Annotated in this window: 20 protein-coding genes; 12 read left to right on the top strand and 8 right to left on the bottom strand. The window is 58.4% G+C overall.

Annotated features, from left to right (window positions below):
* Nucleotides 1-101 precede the first annotated feature (101 nt).
* Nucleotides 102-983, top strand: a complete 882-nt coding sequence (locus tag RUESEDTHA_RS02755; protein WP_171120455.1) for a LysR family transcriptional regulator — start codon at nt 102-104, stop codon at nt 981-983.
* On the opposite strand, the gene RUESEDTHA_RS02750 is transcribed toward RUESEDTHA_RS02755, so the two are convergent.
* A complete protein-coding gene (locus RUESEDTHA_RS02750; protein ID WP_180884161.1) occupies nt 980-1,936 on the bottom strand; it encodes an NADPH:quinone oxidoreductase family protein in 957 nt (318 codons plus the stop codon). The two genes, RUESEDTHA_RS02755 and RUESEDTHA_RS02750, sit on opposite strands and share 4 nt — an antisense overlap.
* A 338-nt stretch (nt 1,937-2,274) precedes the next feature.
* Here RUESEDTHA_RS02750 and RUESEDTHA_RS02745 point away from each other — a divergent pair, with 338 nt between their 5' ends.
* From RUESEDTHA_RS02745 to RUESEDTHA_RS02735, 3 genes are all read left to right on the top strand, one after another.
* Entirely contained in the window at nt 2,275-2,646 is a 372-nt protein-coding gene (locus tag RUESEDTHA_RS02745; RefSeq protein ID WP_171120458.1) for a helix-turn-helix domain-containing protein, read from the top strand.
* 44 nt (nt 2,647-2,690) lie between these two features.
* On the top strand, nt 2,691-3,482 hold the full coding sequence (gene hisN / locus RUESEDTHA_RS02740; protein ID WP_180884159.1) for a histidinol-phosphatase: 792 nt from the start codon (nt 2,691-2,693) through the stop codon (nt 3,480-3,482).
* Between the two features lie 115 nt (nt 3,483-3,597).
* A complete protein-coding gene (locus RUESEDTHA_RS02735; protein WP_180884157.1) occupies nt 3,598-4,932 on the top strand; it encodes an 8-oxoguanine deaminase in 1,335 nt (444 codons plus the stop codon).
* A 68-nt stretch (nt 4,933-5,000) separates the two neighbouring features.
* On the opposite strand, the gene guaD is transcribed toward RUESEDTHA_RS02735, so the two are convergent.
* Nucleotides 5,001-6,290, bottom strand: coding sequence for a guanine deaminase (guaD, locus tag RUESEDTHA_RS02730; RefSeq protein WP_180884594.1), 1,290 nt, complete (start codon nt 6,288-6,290; stop codon nt 5,001-5,003).
* Nucleotides 6,291-6,430: 140 nt separating this feature from the next.
* Here guaD and mgtE point away from each other — a divergent pair, with 140 nt between their 5' ends.
* Both mgtE and RUESEDTHA_RS02720 read left to right on the top strand, forming a co-directional pair.
* Entirely contained in the window at nt 6,431-7,825 is a 1,395-nt protein-coding gene (mgtE, locus tag RUESEDTHA_RS02725) for a magnesium transporter (RefSeq protein ID WP_180884155.1), read from the top strand.
* Nucleotides 7,822-8,385: a 5-formyltetrahydrofolate cyclo-ligase gene (locus RUESEDTHA_RS02720; RefSeq protein WP_180884153.1), complete on the top strand. Its 564-nt coding sequence runs from the start codon at nt 7,822-7,824 to the stop codon at nt 8,383-8,385. Before mgtE ends, RUESEDTHA_RS02720 begins: the two co-directional genes overlap by 4 nt.
* Nucleotides 8,386-8,393: 8 nt before the next feature.
* Here RUESEDTHA_RS02720 and RUESEDTHA_RS02715 read toward each other — a convergent pair whose 3' ends face one another.
* The gene (locus RUESEDTHA_RS02715) at nt 8,394-8,621 is read right to left on the bottom strand and encodes a DUF333 domain-containing protein (protein ID WP_180884151.1); all 228 of its coding nucleotides are present in this window, start codon (nt 8,619-8,621) and stop codon (nt 8,394-8,396) included.
* Between the two features lie 88 nt (nt 8,622-8,709).
* Here RUESEDTHA_RS02715 and RUESEDTHA_RS02710 point away from each other — a divergent pair, with 88 nt between their 5' ends.
* The 3 genes from RUESEDTHA_RS02710 (at nt 8,710) to RUESEDTHA_RS02700 (ending at nt 12,222) form a co-directional block, all read left to right on the top strand.
* Nucleotides 8,710-9,525: a TIGR00282 family metallophosphoesterase gene (locus RUESEDTHA_RS02710; RefSeq protein WP_171239662.1), complete on the top strand. Its 816-nt coding sequence runs from the start codon at nt 8,710-8,712 to the stop codon at nt 9,523-9,525.
* 80 nt (nt 9,526-9,605) lie between these two features.
* A complete protein-coding gene (locus RUESEDTHA_RS02705; protein WP_180884149.1) occupies nt 9,606-11,384 on the top strand; it encodes an SLC13 family permease in 1,779 nt (592 codons plus the stop codon).
* A 97-nt stretch (nt 11,385-11,481) separates the two neighbouring features.
* Complete coding sequence (locus tag RUESEDTHA_RS02700; RefSeq protein ID WP_180884147.1) at nt 11,482-12,222, top strand: YbaY family lipoprotein; 741 nt, start codon at nt 11,482-11,484, stop codon at nt 12,220-12,222.
* A 12-nt stretch (nt 12,223-12,234) separates the two neighbouring features.
* Here the strand turns inward: RUESEDTHA_RS02700 and RUESEDTHA_RS02695 are convergent, their stop codons facing one another.
* The 4 genes from RUESEDTHA_RS02695 to RUESEDTHA_RS02680 form a co-directional block, all read right to left on the bottom strand.
* Nucleotides 12,235-13,896 (bottom strand): FAD-binding dehydrogenase, encoded by a 1,662-nt coding sequence (locus tag RUESEDTHA_RS02695; protein WP_180884145.1) that lies wholly within the window; start codon nt 13,894-13,896, stop codon nt 12,235-12,237.
* An 11-nt stretch (nt 13,897-13,907) separates the two neighbouring features.
* A complete protein-coding gene (locus tag RUESEDTHA_RS02690) occupies nt 13,908-14,765 on the bottom strand; it encodes a bile acid:sodium symporter family protein (protein ID WP_180884143.1) in 858 nt (285 codons plus the stop codon).
* 71 nt (nt 14,766-14,836) lie between these two features.
* Nucleotides 14,837-15,571: a glutamine amidotransferase gene (locus RUESEDTHA_RS02685; RefSeq protein WP_180884141.1), complete on the bottom strand. Its 735-nt coding sequence runs from the start codon at nt 15,569-15,571 to the stop codon at nt 14,837-14,839.
* Nucleotides 15,572-15,587: 16 nt separating this feature from the next.
* Nucleotides 15,588-17,360: an SLC13 family permease gene (locus tag RUESEDTHA_RS02680; RefSeq protein WP_180884139.1), complete on the bottom strand. Its 1,773-nt coding sequence runs from the start codon at nt 17,358-17,360 to the stop codon at nt 15,588-15,590.
* Between the two features lie 110 nt (nt 17,361-17,470).
* Between RUESEDTHA_RS02680 and RUESEDTHA_RS02675 the strand changes: the two genes are divergently transcribed.
* A complete protein-coding gene (locus RUESEDTHA_RS02675; RefSeq protein WP_180884137.1) occupies nt 17,471-18,211 on the top strand; it encodes a YebC/PmpR family DNA-binding transcriptional regulator in 741 nt (246 codons plus the stop codon).
* A gap of 164 nt (nt 18,212-18,375) precedes the next feature.
* Nucleotides 18,376-19,650, top strand: a complete 1,275-nt coding sequence (locus RUESEDTHA_RS02670; RefSeq protein ID WP_180884136.1) for an MFS transporter — start codon at nt 18,376-18,378, stop codon at nt 19,648-19,650.
* Between the two features lie 8 nt (nt 19,651-19,658).
* Here RUESEDTHA_RS02670 and RUESEDTHA_RS02665 read toward each other — a convergent pair whose 3' ends face one another.
* On the bottom strand, nt 19,659-20,546 hold the full coding sequence (locus RUESEDTHA_RS02665) for a LysR family transcriptional regulator ArgP (RefSeq protein ID WP_180884134.1): 888 nt from the start codon (nt 20,544-20,546) through the stop codon (nt 19,659-19,661).
* 84 nt (nt 20,547-20,630) lie between these two features.
* On the opposite strand from RUESEDTHA_RS02665, the gene RUESEDTHA_RS02660 reads away from it, so the two are divergent.
* On the top strand, nt 20,631-21,230 hold the full coding sequence (locus RUESEDTHA_RS02660; protein ID WP_180884132.1) for a LysE/ArgO family amino acid transporter: 600 nt from the start codon (nt 20,631-20,633) through the stop codon (nt 21,228-21,230).
* The last annotated feature ends 5 nt before the right edge of the window (nt 21,231-21,235 follow it).

The raw sequence follows: 21,235 nt of genomic DNA, 5'->3' as shown, positions 1-21,235 counted from the left end.
ATGGTTTGCTTCTGTCTTATCAACTTCCTTGATTTATATGGCTCGATATGACACATTTTAAAAATGAATATTTATGAACCCATGCATAAGGAATCGTGAACATGCGAAATCTGGACATCACCACGTTGCGCTCATTCGTGGCGGTTGCCGATCAGGGCGGTGTGACGCGGGCGGCAGGGTTTTTGCATCTGACGCAATCCGCCGTTTCCATGCAGTTAAAACGTCTGGAGGAACTGTTGGGCCTTGAACTGCTGGACCGCAGCGGCAGGACGATCGCGTTGACCGCGTCTGGAGAACAGTTGCTGGCCTATGCCCGTCGTATGATCGCCCTGAATGATGAGGTGATTTCAAAGCTCACGGATCAGGCCTTTGAAGGAGAGGTTGTTTTGGGTGTGCCCCATGACATCGTCTACCCGGCTATCCCTCGGGTACTGCAACGCTTCAATGCCGATTTCCCGCGCGTGCGTGTTCAGTTGGTGTCGTCCTATTCGCTGCAACTGAAGGATATGTACAAAAAGGGAGAGTGCGACCTAATCCTGACAACAGAAGCGTCTGTCGGCGATGGGGCCGAAACAATTGCCGAGCTTCCGCTGCGTTGGATTGGGGCCCCCGGCGGCTCTGCCTGGCGCAAACGCCCCTTACCCTTGGCGCTTGGTCGTCGGTGTTTGTTCCGCCCGCAGGTGATCGCAGCCTTGGACGAGGCAGAAATCCCGTGGGAGCTGTCAGTCGAAACCGAAAACGACCGCACGATCGAAGCGACGGTCAGCGCGGATCTGGCCGTTCATGCGATGCTGGACGGAACCGAAGCGGCGCATCTTGCGCAAATAGACGACGGGGGTGTTTTGCCGGAACTCCCGGCGCACATGATCAACCTCTACGGCGGTGAAGCCGGTCGCGGCGCGGTTGTTGAGGCATTGGCCTCTTTGGTTCGGCAGAATTTCCGTCTGGTTGGCGGGACGCAGTTGAAGGCCGTAGTGGGCTAGGGGGTTATCACGACTTTGCCTGTCGCGGTGCGGTCCCGCAAAAGCTGCAACCCTTTTTCGACCTCGGTCAGAGGCAGGGTGTGGCTGATGTGGGGCTTGATCCGGCCTTCGGTATGCCACCGAAACAAAGTGTCAAAGCTGTCCTGAACGATCTGGGGGCGGAATTTCAGGTATCCGCCAATGTAGAAGCCGATCACGGTCAGGTTTTTGACCAGCAGGTGGTTTGCGGGGATTTGGGGAACATCCCCACCGGCGAAACCGATCGGAAGCAGGCGGCCTTCGGGGTTTGTCGCGCGAAACGCCGCTTTGAAAACCTCTCCGCCAATCGCGTCGTAAACAACGTCTGCCCCGCCCAATTCCCGAACCCTCTCGCGCAGGTCTTCCGATGCGTCGATCAGATGGTCAGCGCCAGCGGCCCGGGCCACTTCAAGCTTGTCGGCGCCGCGCGCCTGCGCGATGACCGTCGCCCCCATCAGTTTACCGATCTCGACAGCCGTCAGACCCACGCCCCCAGCCGCACCGGTGACCAACAGCGTTTCACCGGGCTGAAGGCGCGCGCGATGGTCCAGCGCGATATGGCTTGTGCCGTAGGCAATCTGGATCGCCGCTGCGTCTTCAAAGCTCATCGAGTCGGGCAAAGAAATCGCGCGGGCGGCGTCGAAAACACCAAACTCAGCCAGTCCGCCTTGGCCGGAATACACCGCCACGCGATCTCCGGGGCATAGATGCGTGACGTCTGCGCCCAATGAATCCACGACTCCTGCGACTTCCATGCCCTGAGTAAACGGCGCATCAGGTGTGTCCTGATACGTGCCTTTCTGCATCAGAAGGTCGGCAAAATTCAAACCACAGGCCTTGATCCGGATGCGTATTTCGCCGGGGCCGGGTTCGGGCTGGGGCATGTTGCAAAGTTGGGCCTCAGCCCCTTTGGATTGAATTCGATAGGCCAGCATGATCACGCTCCGTATTTTATGTGCATAGATTCGTTTTGGCCTGCGAATGTCAATCGTTTACCCCACGAGACAATTGGGGCGGAAATCTCAAAATTGAACATAATTTGTAATAAGTACACGTGCAGGCTTTGGCTGGTACGTACAACCATAAACCTTTGTTACCGGACGAAGATTCAACCTTCTTGAAAAAATAACCAAAAGAAGCAATATTGCGCTATGGTGCTGATTTGGGGGCATGATCCAAATTAGGGAGTGGTTAAGCACAGCTCACTAGTGATGCGGCAGTGAAAGCGGTCGCGCGCTCCCTGTGGTTGTGTGTGTAGGAGAGGAGAATACCAATGACTCATCACGTCGATGTCCATGTGGGCAAACGCGTCCGGCATCGCCGCTGGCTGATAGGCATGACCCAGCAGCAGCTGGCGCAGCAGGTTGGTATTAAGTTTCAACAGATCCAAAAATACGAGACCGGCGCCAATCGGATCAGCGCCTCTCGCCTGTGGGATATTGCCGAAGCATTGGATGTTCCAGTCAGCTTTTTCTTTGAAGGTCTGGAAGAGACTGAGAAAGATACAGCCGGCAAGAAATCTGTTCCTGCCGATCTGATGGGCGACAAGGAAGCGCTGGATCTGGTCCGGTCCTATTACGCGATCCCCGAAAATCAGCGCCGCCGTTTGTTCGAACTGGCGCGTGTCCTAAGCGATGTCGCGTAAATTGCCGGGTTGACTTCGGTGCGTGCGGGCCGCACGGGTAGCGCATGCAAAATACTTCGCTGAATGACTTGGAAGTCGCTGAAGAAATGGCCGACGCCGCGCGCGGGGCTATTCTTCCTTATTTCAGGCAATCCAACCTGGAAACATCCAATAAACTGTCTGGTGGGTTCGATCCCGTCACCATTGCCGACCGCGAGGCTGAAAAAGCCATGCGCGAAGTTCTTGCCCGTCACCGGCCCGATGACGGCATTTTCGGCGAGGAATTCGGACAGGTCCAAGGCAACACAGGTCGTACGTGGGTTCTGGACCCGATCGACGGTACGCGGGGGTTCATCAGCGGCACGCCGACATGGGGTGTTCTGATCGCGTTGAGCGGTCAGGACGGCCCGATAATGGGCGTTATTGATCAGCCCTATATCGGAGAAAGGTTTTTGGGTTCCGCAGATGTCGCTCAGGCGGTCGGGCCGACTGGGACGATGCAGCTCAGCACACGGTCGACACGCACGTTGGATGAGGCGATCCTGTTCACGACGTTCCCCGAAGTCGGATCTTTGCATGATCGTGCAGGGTTCGAGGCTGTCGCACAGCACGTACGACTGACCCGGTACGGCATGGATTGCTACGCTTACGCCTTGCTGGCCGCCGGTCAGGTTGACCTGGTGATCGAGGCGGGTCTGAACGCTTATGACATCCAAGCCCCAATTGCGGTGATCCAGGCCGCAGGCGGTATCGTCACCGACTGGCAAGGCGGCGCTGCCCATAATGGTGGGCGGGCACTGGCCGCGGCAAACGCGGATGTCCACGCCGCAGCTTTGAAAATCCTGCGCAACTATTGAAACCTGTTGCCGTGGTGGGGCCGGTCGGGTAAGTTCTGTCCGGCTGGTTCTTATGCCCGTTTTCCGCCAGCCTTCGCACTCCATGCATGAAACGGGCTTGTGCAAGGAGGGCGAAATGACCGAAATCCTTATCAAAAATGCCGACACAATCCTGACAATGGATGACACGCGCCAAGAGCTTTCGGGCGCGGATATCCTGATCCGTGACGGCCAGATTGCCCAGGTCGGGCATGCGTTGCAGACGGGCGGCGATATCCACGATGCTTCGGGTTGCGTTGTGACCCCCGGACTGGTGAACACGCATCACCACCTGTATCAAACCCTGACGCGCGCTGTTCCGGGGGGGCAGGATGCGCTGTTGTTCGGCTGGTTGAAAACGCTCTATCCAATCTGGTCCCGGTTCGGACCGGAAGAGATGTTTGTCTCAGCACAGATTGGACTGGCAGAGCTTGCCCTGTCGGGATGCACCCTGAGCTCAGATCACCTGTACCTGTATCCGAACGGCGCCAAGCTGGACGACACCATTGCTGCGGCGGCTGAGGTCGGTATGCGGTTTCATCCCACACGCGGCGCGATGAGCATAGGTGAAAGCGATGGTGGCCTTCCGCCGGATTCTCTGGTCGAAGCCGAACCCGCCATTCTCGAGGACATGATCCGCGTGGTTGATACATTCCACGACCCTTCTGACGGAGCCATGTGCCGGGTGGGGCTAGCACCCTGTTCACCTTTCTCGGTCAGTCGCGACCTTATGCGGGACTCCGCGGTTCTGGCCCGCGACAAGGGTGTAATGCTTCATACACATTTGGCTGAGAACGACGAGGATATCGCTTATTCGCAGGCGCAGTTTGGCTGCCGTCCGGGGCAATATGCCGAAGAATTGGGCTGGACCGGATCTGATGTCTGGCACGCCCACTGCGTCAAGCTGGACGGGGCTGAGATCGACCTGTTTGCCCGCACACAAACCGGGGTGGCTCATTGCCCTTGTTCGAATTGCCGCCTTGGGTCCGGCATCGCACCAGTGCGCGCCATGCGAGATCGCGGCGTACCAGTCGGGCTCGGCGCGGATGGGTCCGCCAGCAATGATAATGGAAGTTTGGTCCTTGAGGCACGGCAGGCCATGTTGCTGCAACGGGTCGCTAACGGAGCAGATGCAATGTCTTCGCGCGAGGCACTGGAAATCGCAACCCGAGGCGGCGCAGATGTGCTGAACCGCCCTGATTGCGGACGGTTAGAGCCCGGCAAACGCGCCGATATTGCCATCTGGGATACGCGCGGCATCGAAAGCGCCGGCAGTTGGGACCCGGCAGCCTTGCTGCTGGCGGGGCCGATGAAGGTCAAGCACCTGTTTGTTGAAGGCCGCCAGATCGTGCGTGACGGGCAGATCACAACGCTCGACCTGCCCAGAACTATCGAAACCCAAAACCGCCTCGCCCGCTCTTTGGCAGGCTAGGTGAGGGTCCGCTTTTCATCTGGCCAAAAATATCCCCGCCGGAGGCATGGGCCGTAGGCCCATTCCCTTCAGCGCGATACGGCCCGCCCGCCGATCCAAACCTCGGCGATGGCGCGGTCGTCGCCCATCATGATGGTTGGGAAAATGGCTTCCCATAGATCATCGGCGCAGGCTTCACGCTGGGCAATCGCGGGGGTTGAGGCGAGATCAAGCACGACCAAATCCGCCTCCATCCCCGGCGCGACGTTGCCGATGCTGTCATCCAGTCGCAGCGAGCGGGCAGAACCGACAGTGCCCAGCCATAGCAGTTGCGCCGCGTGCAAAGGAGCGCCGCGCAGTTGGCCAATCTCGTAGGCCGAAGCCATGGTGTGCAGCATCGAAAAGCTCGACCCGCCGCCTGTATCCGTCGCCAAGCCGACGCGGTGGCCGTCCTGCATCAGGCCAGTCATGTCGAACAAGCCTGAACCGATGAACGTGTTTGACGTCGGGCAGTGGATCAGGGCCGCATCCACTTCGCGCAGTCGGTCGCGCTCGCGCGCCTCCAGATGGATCACGTGGCCATAGACACCGTGCGATCCCAACAGGCCGAATTTCTCATATGTATCCAGATAATCCCGCGCCTCGGGGAACAGCTCACGAACCCACGCGATTTCGTCTGTCTGCTCGCTGAGATGAGTTTGCATCAGGCAGTGCGGGTGTTCAGCCCAGAGTGCACCCATCGCCTCAAGCTGTTCGGGCGTGGATGTCGGAGAGAAGCGGGGCGTGATGGCATAGGACAGGCGGTCGACCCCATGCCATTTCTCCAGCAGCGCTTGGGACTGATCATAGGCCGTCTGCGCTGTGTCCCGCAGTCGCGCGGGCGCGTTGCGATCCATGCAGGTCTTGCCCGCAACCACGCGCTGATTGCGCTGCTGCGCCGCCGTGAAAAAGGCGTCGACGCTTTCGGGGTGGATGGTGCAAAAGCTGCACATCGTCGTCGTGCCATGGGCCGCCGTCAGATCGAGATAGCGGTTCGCAATCTCCGAGGCATAGGCCGGATCGCCAAATTTCATCTCTTCGGGGAAGGTATAGGTGTTCAGCCAGTCTATTAGGCGTTTTCCCCAACTGGCGATCATCGCGGTCTGCGGATAGTGCACATGCGCATCCACGAACCCAGCCATGATAACATGATTGCCGTGGTCAACCACGGCGGCCTCAGGATGTGCGGAACGCAGGCTGTCAGCATCCGCCACCGCCGAAATCCGACCGTCTTCGACTAGAACGGCCTCGCTGATCTTGACGGCTTCGGTCGGCTCTCCTTCGAAGGGGGAACCGGTAAAGCTCAGAACACGCCCTTTCAGCAGCGTTTTTTGCGCCATTTTCATTCATCTCCGCCTGTATGGGACTGCGAAACAGCATAAGGGCGGGAAACTTGCCGGTAAATCGGCGCATTGTCATTGTTTTCCGGTAGCTGCTTCTTCTAATTAGGGGGCAATGACCGAGCGAAACGGGGGCAGATATGACCACAGGCTTTGATGAACCCGTAATCGATACGCACAGCGACGAAGACGTCTATGCGCTGGATCGCAAAACCGTGGCTTCGATCCTTTACGCGGTGGATGTGGATGATCGCGACAAGCTGATCGAGTTGATGGAGCCGTTGCACCCGGCTGACATCGCGGACCTTGTTGAGCAGATCAACCCCTATGACCGCGCCCGGCTGATCCGGCTGTATGACAAGGAATTCGACGGCGATATTCTGTCGGAACTCGATGAGGCCGTTCGAGAGGAGATCATCGGCATCCTCAAGCCGGACGTTCTGGCCGACGCCGTTCGCGACATGGAAAGCGACGATGTCGTTGACCTGCTCGAGGACCTTGAAGAACCGCAGCAAGAAGCCATTCTGGACGCGTTGGAGGATTCCGAGCGGATCGCGGCGGAACAGGCCCTGTCTTATCCCGAGAACTCGGCCGGTCGTCTTATGCAGCGCGAGGTTGTCATGGCGCCCGAGCATTGGACGGTTGGGCAAGCCATCGACTTCATGCGCGCCAATGATGGTCTGCCCGAGCAGTTCTATCACGTCGTGCTGGTTGATCCCCGCCTGAAGCCCTCGGCTCAGGTCATGTTGGGTAAGCTTATGGCGGCGCGGCGCGACGTGCCGTTGCTGGACATCACCGAAGAGGAATTTCACACAATTCCCGTCGATCAGGATGAGGAAGATGTGGCTTATGCTTTCAACCAGTACCACCTGATTTCGGCCCCGGTTGTCGATGCCGACGGTCGGCTGGTTGGGGTCATCACAATCGACGACGCAATGGTCGTTCTGGACGAAGAGCATGAGGAGGACATCCTGCGTCTGGCGGGGGTAAGCGACGAAAGCTCGCTGTCCGACTCGGTGGCGGCAACCAGTAAGCGGCGTCTGCCGTGGTTGGCCGTGAACCTGTGCACGGCGATCTGTGCTTCTCTGGTGATCTCGCAATTCGAGGCGGCGATTGATCAGTTGGTGGCGCTGGCGATCCTGATGCCGATCGTGGCGTCGATGGGCGGTAATGCCGGGACACAGTCGTTGACCGTTGCCGTGCGCGCACTGGCAACGCGCGACCTGACGCCATCGAACGTGTTGCGGGTGATCCGCCGTGAATTGCTGGTGGGTATGTTGAACGGCCTGTGCTTCGCCATCGTGCTGGGAACGGTCGGGATGCTGTGGTTCGATTCGCCGCTATTGGGTGTCGTGATCGGGGCCGCCTTGGTCGTGAACATGATCATCGCCGGTTTCGTTGGTACGGTAGTACCGGTTGTGCTGGACCGTCTGGGCGCTGACCCGGCGCTTGCGTCCGGCACCTTTGTGACAACCACGACGGATGTCATGGGGTTCTTCCTGTTCCTTGGACTTGCCAGCGTGGTGCTATTGTGACCGATCTGACTGAAATTAAGGCCGCAGCCCGGAAAGAGGCGTTCGCCCGCCGAAAGGCCGCGTTTGATACGCGCTTACCTGGTGCGGCCGGGCGCCTGTCCGAAGTTCTGGCGGGTCACCGGGGTGTGCCGCTGTCTGGCTATATGCCGATCCGAACCGAAATTGACCCAGTTCCTGCAATGGCCGAGGCATCGGCTTATGGTCCGGTTGGAGTGCCTGTCATACAGGCCGCAGGGCAGCCCTTAAAGTTCTCTCGCTGGACACCTGAGGGTGCGTTGAAGGACGGGCCATTCGGGGCCATGGTTCCCGAGGTCGATGATTATTTTGAACCGGAAATCCTGATCGTCCCACTGGTCGCATTTGACACACAAGGGGGGCGGCTGGGGTATGGCGGCGGCTTTTATGACCGCACGCTGGAAGGGCTGCGGGCAAAGCGGCCAACACTTGCCGTTGGTTTTGCGTTCGATGCGCAACAGGCCGATCGGTTGCCTCTTGAGTCAACCGATCAACCGTTGGACATGGTCGTTACAGAAAGCCGTGTACTGACCTTTCCGTCGTGAATGGTGCATTATCCCGAGTGGTTCTCGCGGAAATAATCCCAGGCATCGACTTCCTGACCGTCCGCCAGTTTGCAGGCCCCGGTCTGCCCGTCGGCGCCGTCACGGATTTCGTATGTTCCACCGCTTTCAACGCAGAATGTCGCTGCGGGATTAGCCAGTTCTGCTGATTGTTCAGGCACAGGGTCACAGGCGGCAAGCGGCGTCAGAATTGCAGCCAACACAAGGAATCGGTTCATCAAGAGCTCCTTTTGAATGGGAATTTGCTGTTTATGGCGCCAGTTTAACCACTTGTGCTTGATGAATGCCACACTTAGGACGGTTGAAATGAGGATTCTGTTTTTGGGTGACGTCATGGGCCGGGCGGGACGCTCGGCCGTTCAGCAGCACTTGCCGCGTTTGCGCGACGAATGGCGGCTCGATTTTGTTGTGGTCAATGGTGAGAACGCCTCGAACGGGATGGGGCTGAGCGGGGATCATGCCAAACTGCTGCTGGATGCCGGCGCGGATTGCCTGACGCTGGGCGATCACGCATTCGACCAAAAGGACATGCTGCAGTTCATCGAAAATGAGCCGCGCATTGTGCGCCCCGTGAACTTTGCTAAAGGCGCGCCGGGACGGGGGCATCGTCTGTATACCGCGCCGGGGGGACGCAAGGTGCTGGTGGTGCAGGTGCTGGGGCAGGTGTTCATGAAGCGGCCCTTTGATGACCCGTTTTCGGCTGTTGAGCCAATCCTGAAGTCACATCCACGTGGTGGGCAAGCTCAGGCAATCATCGTAGACATGCATTGCGAGGCGACCTCGGAAAAAATGGCGATGGGTCATTATTGCGACAAACGCGCCAGCCTTGTGGTGGGCACGCATACGCATGTGCCAACGGCGGACGCGCAGATCCTTCCGGGTGGCACAGCCTATTTGACCGATGCGGGTATGTGCGGGGATTATGACTCGGTTATCGGCATGGACAAGGTCGAACCCATGCGCCGTTTTATCACCGGAATGCCCAAGGCAAGATTCACTCCGGCCAATGGTGAGGCGACTCTCAGCGGGGTGTTCGTTGAGACCGACGATCAGAACGGGCAGGCAAAATCTGTTCAAATGGTACGCGTTGGCGGGCGGTTACAGCAGGCGGGGCCGCAGTAAGGCTTGCTCTGACCCGCGCAATGCGGGAAACTGCGTGCCGGGCGCGTATGCCAAGCCAGGGTTCGGACAGAATACCAAGAATGCAATTCCACCAACTGACAGAAACAGGAAGCGCGATACTGGCGCTGTTGGTCGTCGCAGGCATGTTCGTCATGTTCCTGCGAGAGGTCTATCCGACCGAGGTCGTCGCCATTGGCGGCGTGGCCGTGATGCTGGTGACAGGCATTCTTCCATACCAAAGCGCCTTGGCTGTCCTGTCGAACCCCGCGCCGTGGACCATCGCCGCGATGTTCATCATCATGGGGGCGCTGGTACGTACCGGAGCGTTGGATGCGTTCACCTCGACTGCCCAGAAACAGGCGCAGGTGAACCCGCGTATCGCTATCGGATTACTGATGGCCTTTGTGGTGCTGGCGTCGGCCGTTGTGTCGAACACACCGGTCGTTGTCGTGATGATCCCGGTATTTGTGCAGATTGCGCGGACGCTTAACGTCCCAGCCTCAAAACTGCTGATCCCACTCAGCTATGCGGCCATTCTGGGCGGAACGCTGACCCTTATCGGCACGTCGACCAACCTTTTGGTAGACGGCGTCGCCCGGTCGCAGGGCATGACTCCGTTCACGATATTCGAGGTTACGCCGCTGGGGATCGCTCTGGTGATCTATGGAATGGTGTATCTTCGATTCATCGCACCACGATTGCTGCCCGAACGGGACAGCATGGCGTCGCTGTTAAGCGACAGGTCCAAGATGAAGTTCTTCACCGAGGCGGTTATCCCCCCGGAAAGCAATCTGATCGGCCGCGAAGTCACCGGTGTTCAGCTTTTCAAACGCCCCGGCGTGCGCCTGATCGACGTCATCCGTGGTGACGAATCGCTGCGTCGGAACCTTAAAGGCGTTCAGCTACAGCTTGGTGATCGCGTGGTTTTGCGTACCCAGATGACCGAGTTGTTAAGCCTGCAGCGCAACAAGGAACTGAAGCGCGTGGATCAGGTTTCAGCCGTTGAGACCAAAACGGTCGAGGTTCTGATCACTCCGGGTTGTCGCATGGTTGGGCGTACGCTGGGCGCGATGCGCTTGCGGCGGCGCTATGGCGTCTATGTGCTGGCGGTACACCGCCGGAACCAGAATATCGGGCGGCAACTGGATGAACTTGTGGTGCGGGTAGGCGATACTCTGCTGCTGGAAGGTTCTCCCGAGGATATTCAGCGGCTTGCGGCAGATATGGAGATGGTTGATGTCACACAACCCTCGGCCCGCGCGTTCCGCCGTAGCCATGCGCCAATTGCGATCGGTGCACTTGCAGGCATCGTCGTGCTGGCCGCGCTGGGCATTGCACCAATTCTGCTGTTGTCGGTTCTGGCCGTTGCCGTGGTTCTGCTGACACGGTGTATCGACGCGGACGAGGCGTTTTCCTTTGTCGAAGGCCGCCTGCTGGCGCTGATCTTTTCCATGCTCGCCATTGGTGCCGCGCTGGACAAATCGGGCGCAGTCTCGTTGATCGTCGAAGCTATCGCGCCGGGACTTAGCGCGCTGCCGCCTTTCCTGATCATTTGGGCCGTGTACCTGCTGACCTCAGTGCTGACCGAACTGGTGTCCAACAATGCGGTTGCTGTCGTTGTGACGCCCATCGCCATTGGGTTGGCGCAGGCCGTTGGTATTGACCCGCGCCCGCTTGTCGTTGCGGTAATGGTTGCGGCCTCGGCGTCATTCGCAACGCCGATTGGGTATCAGACCAATATGATGGTTTATGGTCCGGGCGGTTACAGGTTCGTCGACTTCATGAAGGTGGGTATCCCACTGAACCTGACCGTGGGCTTGCTGGCGTCGCTTCTAATCCCTCTGATCTGGCCTTTGTAAGATCGGCGTATTACCGCTGGTTTTCCGGCGAAGTCCTTGTAAAATCGACCTCTATTACAATGTTTCTGGAAATGATTTTGCAGGAAGGAGCAAACATATGCTCAAATCCGGATATTCTGCCTTGGCCGTTGTCGTGCTGTCCACGGTTCTGGGGGGCGCTGCGAGTGCCGGAACGATTGAAGGCACGGCCACCTATCGCGAACGTATTGCGGTGCCGCCTGATGCAACCCTGTTGGTGCAGTTGCAAGATGTCTCGCGCGCCGATGCACCGTCAGTGACACTGTCCTCGAAACGCTACGCATTGACCGGAGTGCCTGCCCAATTCGAGTTGAGCTATGATGATGCGCTGATCCGCGACAGGATGCGGTATGTCGTGCGCGGGTCTATCTTTCAGGGTGACAAGCTGCTGTTCACTACGGACACGGCGTATCCGGTTCTGACGAACGAGGAAGGAAACACTGTCGATCTGGTTCTGGTCCAAGCCCAACCACAGGGGGTCGCCACGTTGGAAAACACAAAGTGGATGGCGACCGGGCTGAACGGAAAACCGCTTGAGACAGAAAAACGCCCGGAACTGGCCTTTGCCGAAGGTGGGGCGTTTTCAGGCAGCGGCGGCTGCAACCGGTTCGCAGGCGAGGCCGAGATTGCCGGAAGTCAGATTGACTTCCCTGACAACATGGCCGCGACCCTGATGGCTTGCCCGCCGCCGCTGGATGAGATCGAGCGCGAGTTCTTCAAAGCCCTGTCCGGCGTGACGGCTTATGCGTTCAAAGGCGATACGCTTGTGCTACTAGACAGCGCAGGACAGGCTGTCATTCAGTTCGCACGGGCGAGTTAATAGCCGGGGCCGTCAAGCGACGGCCCGAGAGCGCCCGGCATTGCGGCCAGAGAAAATGCAGCCTCCAAGGAACGTGCCCTCCAGCGCGTTGTACCCGTGGTAGCCGCCACCACCGAACCCGGCGACCTCTCCGGCGGCAAACAGGCCGGGAACGACCTGACCGTCAGCTCCGATCATCTGACTGTCGAGGTTTGTTTGCAGCCCGCCCAGTGTTTTGCGGGTCAGAACGTGCAGCTTAACTGCGATCAGTGGCCCATTGGCCGGGTCAAGAAACTTGTGCGGTTTGGCGGTTCGGATCAGGCGGTCGCCGCGATAGTTGCGCGCCGCCAGAATCGCCGCCATCTGGGCATCTTTGGTGAAAGGATTGTCGATCTGTGAATCCCGTGCTTCGATCTGGGCGCGCAGGTGGGCTTCGTCGATCAGGCCACTGCCCATTTGATTCATGCCGCTCACCAGCTCGGTCAATGTATTGGCGACTATGAAATCCTCACCGTGTTCTTTGAATGCTTCAACCGGGGCTGTTGCCTTTGAGCCGGTCAAAATGCGCTGCAACAGAACTTCGCGCCAACCACCATCGGTCATGTCTGGGTTCTGCTCGGACCCCGAAAGAGCGAATTCCTTTTTGATCACCTTCTGGGTCAGGACGAACCAACTGTATTCATACCCGGTTTTCAGGATTTCCTTAAGGGTGCCCAGCGTGTCAAACCCCGGCAGACAAGGTGGTTTCATCCGGTTTCCACGCGCATCAAACCACATCGAACTTGGGCCGGGCAGGATGCGAATTCCGTGGGACGGCCAGATCGGATTCCAGTTTCGCACCCCTTCGGTATAGTGCCACATCCGGTCGCCATTGATCACGTGCCCACCAGCCTTTTCACTGATCGCGATCATTCGGCCATCAACGTGAAAGGGCACGCCCGCAACCATATCTTTCGGGGGCTCCCCAAGCCGGTCGCGGGGCCAGTTTTTGCGGACCATTTCGAAATTACCACCGATCCCGCCGGAACTAACGATGACAGATGGTGCGTAGATTTCGAATTCTCCGACTTCGTCGCGGTTGGTTTTGGCCCCATGCTGGGCGGGGTCATCGGCCAGTACTTCGCCAGAGACACCTTTGGCGCAGCCATTTTGCATGATGATGTGGCTGACCTGATAGCGGAACTTGATCTCGACCAGTCCGGTGGCGACATGCTCCTTCACGCGGCGGATGAAGTGCTCCAAAACGCCCGGACCGGTACCCCATGTGATGTGGAACCGAGGAACCGAGTTTCCGTGACCGTCCGCATAGGAGCCGCCGCGTTCTGCCCAGCCGACGATCGGGAACCAACGCAGACCCATATCATGTAGCCACGGACGCATTTCCCCGGCTGCGAACTCGACATAGGCTTCGGCCCATTTGCGCGGCCATGCATCGTCGTCCCGGTCGAACTGGGCGCTGCCCAGCCAATCTCTCATGGCCAGTTCATGACTGTCGCGGATTCCCATCCGCCGCTGTTCTGGTGTGTCGACCATGAACAGTCCGCCAAGGCTCCAGAACGCTTGTCCGCCAAGAAAGTGCTGCGGCTCCTGATCCACTACGATCACTTTCTTACCGCGATCCCCTAGTTCGGCTGCGGCGGCCAGACCAGCCAGACCAGCCCCGACGACAATGGCGTCAGCAGTATTGTTGGACATGAAAACTCCTCTCAGCGGCGGCGGAACCAAAGGATCAGGGGAAGGGCGACCGCGTACATCGTGATCCCGTAAACGGCGGATGGAAGTGCAAGCGGGCTGAACCCGCTTTCCGTGCCTGTAATCAATGCGGCCAGTGTTATTCCCAAGGTCGAGTTCTGAATGCCGGTTTCGATTGAGACCGTCTTACTCTCATCCCACGACAGATTTGCAGCGCGCGCTAAACCAAGGCCAATCAACAGCAAGGCGATATTCAGTGTGATCAAGCCTGCGCCCATAATGCTGAGATTGTCCACGAACAACTGCCAGTTACCTGCAAGCGCGGCAATGACGATCAGGACAAACAAGACCGTGGCAAGCTTGGATAACGTCGCATCGACCCGGTTTGCGAACCCGGTTGCGAAATGTCGGATGCTGACGCCGATGGCGACGGGCAGTGTGGTGATCAGGAACAGGGCGATGGCCAACCCGGCGATCGAGACTTCGGGCGCGTCCTCTCCCATGAAATGAGCAATGGACCAAGCGGCCAGAATGGGAACGGTCAGCATGGACAACAGGCTTATAACCGCTGTCAGACTAACGGAAAGCGCGACGTCGCCCTTGGCCAGTTTGGACAGGATATTGCTTGTGACCCCGCCGGGGCAAAAGCTGAGAAGCATGAAGCCGACCGCGATTTCCGGAGGCAAGGCAAACAGTTTTACCGTCGCAAAGGCCGCAACGGGCAGCAGGATTATCTGCGATATGGCGCCGATCGCGAACGGGTAGCCCCTGCTTAGAACACGGCGAAAATCGGCGACTTCCAGCCCGATGCCTAATGACAGCATGATGATGGCCAGCGACAAGGGCAGGCCGACATTAATTATGAGATCCAAGAACAACTCCTCCCAAAGCCGTTCCGGCAGCCTATGCGAGGGGCGCGCGATCAGGCAACAGCGCCGTAGGGTCATCCATACCGTTGTGCAAACCGCCGCAGGATTTCGCGCGGCTGGGTGACGTCCGCCGCATGGCAGATGTCGATCAGGCGCTGGGCATCTTCGGGCGGGAAATAGCCGTGATGCTTGTAGATGTTGATCCGTTCTTCAAAATCGCGCGCGTCGGCTTCGGGATGGAACTGAGTGGCATATACGTTCTGGCCCCAACGGATCATCTGAAACGGGCAGGGGTCAGAGGCCAACAGATGCACGCAACCCTCGGGCAAGGCCTGAACCGCTTCCTTGTGGCCAACAAAGGCGTCAAAGTGTGGCTCTAGCCCCAAGGTCAGCGGGTCCTTCATTCCGTCTTCCGTCAGGCGGCAAGTAGATGGGCCGACGGGTTCACCGAAGCGATCCTTGCTGACCTCTCCGCCCAGATGGGCCGCCAGTATCCCCAAGCCGTAACAGCACCCCATGAAGGGATGGTCCTGCGCGGTGATTTGCGGCATCAGTCCCATGATCGCCGCCTCAACCCGCGCATCGACCGCAGATTTTGTCGCCGGGTCGTCGCTGACACAACCGGGGCCGCCGCCGACGATCACGCCCGCATAATCCGTCACGTTCAACCCTTCGGGCAGGTCTTCGCGGTCCAGCCGGAAACGATGCGTCTGGTCGGGTGTCAGCCCGGTCTTGTCCAGGATCGAGGCATACTCAGCGTCAGATGCATCGGTTTCAGGGCGCAATTGCAGGATCAGAAATCGTTTCATACGCAGCCTTTACCCGTCACAGCGGCCAGAACACAAGGATTGCGGGGATCGAAACCGCGACGATCAGAATTTCCAGCGGCAACCCCATGCGCCAGTAGTCGCCAAAGCGATAACCGCCGGGGCCCAGCACCAGCGTGTTGTTTTTATGCCCAATCGGCGTGAGGAATGCAGCCGAGGCTGCGACGGCGACCGTCATCAGGAACGGGTCGGGTGAAACCTCAAGAGTGCGGGCCATCTGGATGCCGACCGGGGCCGCGACGATCGCCGTTGCCGTGTTATTCAGCACATCGGACAGTGTCATCGTGACGACCATCAGCACCGTCAGGATAGCCCAAGCGGGCATTCCATTGGTAAGCTGGATCAGCCCGTTTGCAATCAGTTCTGTGCCGCCAGAGGTCTCAAGCGCGCTGCCCAAGGGGATCATTGACCCCAGCAGGACGACCACAGGCCATTCTATATGGTTGTAGAGATCGGCAATGGGCATGATTTTGGTCAGCACGTAGGCAACAACCACCAGCCCCAGCGCAATCGGCAGGTAGATCAGCCCAACGCTGGCCGCAATAACGGCAGCAGCAAACAAGCCAATCGCCAGCCAAGCCTTGTCATTGGCGGTGACATTCAACCCGCGTTCAGCCAAAGGCAAGCATCCGAGCCATTCGGTGACATCCGCGCTCCGGTCGCGTGGGCAGAGCAACAAAAGGATATCACCGGCTTCGACTTCGGTTTTCCGAACCTGCTGGGTGATCCGGCGTCCCTGACGCGAGATACCCATGAGAACCGTGCTTTGACGCCACGCCAAACCCAACCCTTGCGCGGTACGCCCGGTGATGCGCGCGCTCTCGGTGGCGACGACTTCGATCACTTCCAGCCCGTCACCTTCGGCCGTTAGCAATTCCTGTCGGCGCGTGTCCGAGAAATTCAGGTTCAGTGCCGCGCGGAATTCGTCCAGCGCCTCGGGGCGGGCTTCCAGCACAAGCGCGTCGCCCTCGTGCAGGGTAGCATGTGCCGAACGGCCGTACCGCCGTTTGCCATCCCGGATTAAGCCGATTATGGCGACGTCCGATTTTTCGGCGACCTCGTACAGTTCGCTGACCCGTTTGCCGATTTGGGCCGAATCCGGCGGGATCGTGAGTTCGGCAATATACTCGGCCAGCGCCTCGGAGCTTTCTTCTTGCGGTCCGCGACTGGGGATCAGCCGCCAGCCAACCAACGAGACAAAAGCCAGGCCCGCAAGGGCCGCCAGACCGCCAACCGGGGCAAAATCGAACATATGGAATGGCTCGCCCAGTGTTTCCGCGCGGATCGAGGCAATGATGATGTTGGGCGGCGTGCCGATCAGCGTGGCCATACCGCCCAGAATGGTCGCAAAGCTGAGCGGCATCAGCGTTAGCCCGACAGATCGCCCTGCCTTGCGCGCCGTCTGAATGTCGACCGGCATCAGAAGGGCCAGCGCTGCCACGTTATTCATGAATGCAGACAGGACAGCCCCGATTCCGCCCATCAAGGCGATGTGCGCACCAAGGCCGCGCGACGCATCGACCAACGTGCGTGTGATCATGAACACGGCACCCGACCGCACAAGCCCGGCGGAAACAACAAGAACCAGCGCCACGATAATCGTGGCGGGATGACCGAACCCGGCAAAGGCATCATCTACTGGCACGACCCCAAGCACGACCCCGATCAACAGGGCGGAAAACGCCACAAGATCATACCGGTAACGCCCCCACAGCAGCATTCCAAATACAGTTGCAAAAAGGGTAAAAAGAATAATCTGATCCGTCGTCATGCCGACACCATACCCGCAAGTGGCCACCGGACAAGCCGCTCTCTTGATCCCGAGGCCCGCAAACGTCTATATGAGCGCCGAATACGCAATCACTATCACGAGGACGCACCATGGCAGGCCACTCCAAATGGGCCAATATCCAGCACCGCAAGGGACGTCAGGACGCCGCGCGGTCCAAACTGTTTTCCAAGCTGTCGAAAGAGATCACCGTTGCCGCCAAGATGGGCGACCCCGATCCCGACAAGAACCCGCGCCTGCGTCTGGCGGTGAAAGAAGCCAAGTCGAACTCGGTCCCCAAGGACGTGATCGACCGCGCAATCAAGAAATCGGTCGCAGGTGAAGGCGACGATTACGAAGAAATCCGCTACGAGGGCTATGGCCCGAACGGTGTGGCTGTAATTGTCGAAACAATGACCGACAATCGTAACCGGACCGCGTCGACCGTGCGCTCGACCTTTTCGAAAAACGGCGGAAACCTTGGCGAGACCGGCTCGGTCGGGTTCATGTTCGAACGCAAGGGCGAAGTTGTTTACCCCGCAACCGTGGGCGACGCTGATACCGTGTTTGAAGCGGCGATCGAGGCAGGTGCCGAAGACGTCGAAAGCTCGGAAGAGGGGCACATCATCTGGTGCGCCGATACCGATCTGAATGACGTGTCGAGCGCATTGGAAGCGGCACTGGGCGAGACCGAGTCGACCAAGCTGGTTTGGAGACCGACTACGACCACCGAGTTGGGTTTGGACGATATGCAGAAGCTGATGAAGCTGGTCGATGCGTTGGAAGACGATGATGACGTCCAGCGCGTCACAACCAATTTCGAGGCATCGGACGAGGTTATGGCTCAACTTTGATCCGAACCTGAATTACTCTGCAAGAACCCGGCCATTGGTCGGGTTTTTTGTTTGTGTTTTCTGGATGCTTGGCCGGTGCTGTTAAACTCGGTAAGCTGCCATGAAACGCAACCGACCCCTAGGTTTAATTCAGGCCGAAAAAGGGGCGCCACATGATCGAGTGAATGACGAACAGCCCTGCTAATACTTCAAAACGGAACATCCCCGTTCTGACCGGGCAGAGCATTCTGTCTCAGGTCGCTTGGACACTTGGCAGCCCGTCCATCGTTTTGCCTTTTCTTGCCGTCTCGCTGGAATTGCCGATGTTCGTCGCGGGTGCGCTGGTATCGGTGCGCATGGTCGGCAGCATGATTTCCGACGTGTTCCTTGCCCAGCCAATTTCAGCCCGCGAGCGCAAGAAGCGCGGTATCGCAATGACGGAAATCGCAATAGGCGCATGCCTTGTTGTGGCACTTGTTATTGCCGCGACCGGAAAGGTTCCCCTTATCGCGATTGCCTTTGTGTCCGCGTTCTTTCTGATCGGTCTGATCGAAGAGATCCAATCGCTGATGTACACGGATCTTCTGGGCGATCACGTTCAATCAAGGTCGCGGATGATCATGCATTATCTGCAGCTTGGCGTTGGTGGGTTGGGTGCCATCGGGCTGGCGCTTTTGGTTCACGAAATTACAAAGGAAAACCCACCATTTTCGCGCCATTCCGCAATTATTGCGGTGTCTGTGACGTTCTTTGTGTTGTCCGGTTTGTCCATTTTGGCAATGTCCGAAGGTAACTCGCGGCCAGATATGGGCGACCAAGGCTCTTCCGTGAGAAAACGGAAGTTCACCGAGAATTTCACGGACATCGCAGCCATGTTTAACGAGGCGTGGTTCCGGCGTTATATGATCATGCGTCTGCCGCTTGTCGTGGTGTCCCTGTCCGTGCCGTTCTTCGCCCTGATCGCAGCCGAGGCACACCACAGCTCGGCCAAGGGTCTGACCGCGATGATAATCTCATCGGCGTCAGGCTACCTGGTGTCGGCCCCGTTGTGGCAATTGGTAAATATGAAATCGCATCGCGCGGTCATGGTCACGGGAAACCTGATGGTCGCTGTGACCGGAGCAGCCCTTTTGTCCGTTCACTACTTGGATTTCGATCACGACGTTCACCTGCACGCGGTTGCGTTGTTTATTGTGACGGTCGCCGTTACGGGCATCAGCAGCGCGCGAAAGCTGTACTTTCTGGACGTTGCGCCCAAAGATCAGCGGGTGAAAGGGGCGGCAGCAATCAAGAGCATCTGTAGAATTTCCGGGGTTATTCTTTCGGCAGCCCTCGCTGCAGTCGCTCATATGCACGAAGTGGCCTGGGCGATCCTGTTCATCGTTATTGTAAGCCTTTTTGCAGCCATCGCATGTTATCGCGTGGTTGTTCCGCGTTCCAAAGTTCCGGTTCAGTCTTGATCAGCGATTTATACGTCAGGCCGAAGGGCGCGCTGGGCGCATTTCAGGACAGCGGCGGTTAACGGCCTGAGCGCTGGGGCTAGAATACGCCCGACCTGCCACGTCATCGGGATATCCAGCGGCGCATCTTCAACCAGCAATCCCAGCCGTCCGTCCGACAAGGCTGTGTCCACCAGACCCACCGGGTTCATCCCCCATCCCAATCCTGCAATGGCCGCATCCACGAACCCCTGTGAAGAGGGTAGGAAATGCGAAGGCGGAGAAAGACGGCGGCCCGTTTGCAGGGCGATCCATTCCTTTTGCAAACTGTCCTTTCGATTGAAGGTCAGACAGGGCGCGCGGGTTAAACTGGCTTCATTGACACCGTTTGGGAACCACGTCCGCAGGTATTCCGGACTGGCCGTGGGAAGATACCTCAGCGCGCCCAAGGCAATCGCATCACATCCGGCAACTGTTTGCCCGCCGACGGTTACCGCTGCACTAACTTCGCCACGCCGCAACCACTCGGCCGAGTAGTCCTGATCGTCAATGACCAGATCGAACAGCAGGTCGTCGACCCGGGCCATCGCATCAATAAACCAGGTTGCCATACAATCTGCCGGGACTGCGATACGCACCCGCGCCGGACCTGATTTGCGATCGAGGGTAAGCTCTCGTGCCAGTTTCGCCTCGAGCAATCCGATATCCTCGGCGTGTTGCGCGATCCGCAGGCCCATTGGGGTGGCCGTACAAGGCGTGCCGCGATGTATCAAAGCCGCCCCAACACGATCTTCCAAGGCCTTGATCCGCTGAGAAATCGCCGACGGCGTTACAGACAGATCAGCGGCCGCGGCCTCGAAGCTGCCGTGTCGCAAAATGGCCGACAATGCAGACAGGTGATGGGGATCCAGTATCATTAGTAAGACTTAATCAGCGTCAACATCTTTAATTTGATAGATCGCAAGGATGGGCATAGTCAACGTCCAAACACAGGAGGTTACATGTCCACATCTCTGATTGCAGGCTTTGTGCTTGGCTTTAGTCTGATCCTTGCCATTGGTGCGCAGAACGCATTCGTGCTGCGTCAGGGGCTGCGGCGCGAACATGTGTTTCCCTTGTGTCTGACATGTGCTGTTTCAGACGCAATTCTGATCGCGGCGGGCGTCGCGGGTTTCGGCACACTGGCGCAGATTTTTCCCTGGTTTGAAACGGCCATGCGCTATGGCGGTGCGATATTCCTGACGTGGTACGGGTTACGCAGCCTCAGTTCGGCCTGGCGTGGCGGGGCCGTTATGGAGGTCGGGCAGGGGCAGACAGCCAGCCTGAAATCTGTTTTGCTGACAGTGCTCGCGTTTACGTGGCTCAACCCCCATGTCTATCTGGATACGGTTGTGTTGATCGGCTCGATTTCCGCCCAGTACGAAGATCAATTGGCTTTTGCGTTGGGGGCCATGTCTGCCAGTTTCGTTTTCTTCTTTTCCCTCGGATACGGGGCGGGCCTTTTGTCCCCTGTCTTTGCCCGACCCAGAGCGTGGCAAGTGCTGGACGTGGTAATCGGGGTCGTGATGCTGACGCTTGCGGCAAAGCTTGTTGCGATGTGAAGGGT

Source organism: Ruegeria sp. THAF57 (assembly GCF_903914075.1).
GTDB lineage: Bacteria > Pseudomonadota > Alphaproteobacteria > Rhodobacterales > Rhodobacteraceae > Ruegeria.
The sequence above is the reverse complement of the archived record's forward strand: the minus strand, read 5'-3'. Positions and strand labels throughout refer to the sequence as shown.

Coding starts and splice junctions, on each gene's coding strand:
- RUESEDTHA_RS02755 (WP_171120455.1), top strand. CDS start 102: ATGCGAAATCTGGACATCACCACGTTGCGCTCATTCGTGGCGGTTGCC.
- RUESEDTHA_RS02750 (WP_180884161.1), bottom strand. CDS start 1,936: ATGCTGGCCTATCGAATTCAATCCAAAGGGGCTGAGGCCCAACTTTGC.
- RUESEDTHA_RS02745 (WP_171120458.1), top strand. CDS start 2,275: ATGACTCATCACGTCGATGTCCATGTGGGCAAACGCGTCCGGCATCGC.
- hisN (WP_180884159.1), top strand. CDS start 2,691: ATGCAAAATACTTCGCTGAATGACTTGGAAGTCGCTGAAGAAATGGCC.
- RUESEDTHA_RS02735 (WP_180884157.1), top strand. CDS start 3,598: ATGACCGAAATCCTTATCAAAAATGCCGACACAATCCTGACAATGGAT.
- guaD (WP_180884594.1), bottom strand. CDS start 6,290: ATGGCGCAAAAAACGCTGCTGAAAGGGCGTGTTCTGAGCTTTACCGGT.
- mgtE (WP_180884155.1), top strand. CDS start 6,431: ATGACCACAGGCTTTGATGAACCCGTAATCGATACGCACAGCGACGAA.
- RUESEDTHA_RS02715 (WP_180884151.1), bottom strand. CDS start 8,621: ATGAACCGATTCCTTGTGTTGGCTGCAATTCTGACGCCGCTTGCCGCC.
- RUESEDTHA_RS02710 (WP_171239662.1), top strand. CDS start 8,710: ATGAGGATTCTGTTTTTGGGTGACGTCATGGGCCGGGCGGGACGCTCG.
- RUESEDTHA_RS02705 (WP_180884149.1), top strand. CDS start 9,606: ATGCAATTCCACCAACTGACAGAAACAGGAAGCGCGATACTGGCGCTG.
- RUESEDTHA_RS02700 (WP_180884147.1), top strand. CDS start 11,482: ATGCTCAAATCCGGATATTCTGCCTTGGCCGTTGTCGTGCTGTCCACG.
- RUESEDTHA_RS02695 (WP_180884145.1), bottom strand. CDS start 13,896: ATGTCCAACAATACTGCTGACGCCATTGTCGTCGGGGCTGGTCTGGCT.
- RUESEDTHA_RS02685 (WP_180884141.1), bottom strand. CDS start 15,571: ATGAAACGATTTCTGATCCTGCAATTGCGCCCTGAAACCGATGCATCT.
- RUESEDTHA_RS02680 (WP_180884139.1), bottom strand. CDS start 17,360: ATGACGACGGATCAGATTATTCTTTTTACCCTTTTTGCAACTGTATTT.
- RUESEDTHA_RS02675 (WP_180884137.1), top strand. CDS start 17,471: ATGGCAGGCCACTCCAAATGGGCCAATATCCAGCACCGCAAGGGACGT.
- RUESEDTHA_RS02670 (WP_180884136.1), top strand. CDS start 18,376: ATGACGAACAGCCCTGCTAATACTTCAAAACGGAACATCCCCGTTCTG.
- RUESEDTHA_RS02665 (WP_180884134.1), bottom strand. CDS start 20,546: ATGATACTGGATCCCCATCACCTGTCTGCATTGTCGGCCATTTTGCGA.
- RUESEDTHA_RS02660 (WP_180884132.1), top strand. CDS start 20,631: ATGTCCACATCTCTGATTGCAGGCTTTGTGCTTGGCTTTAGTCTGATC.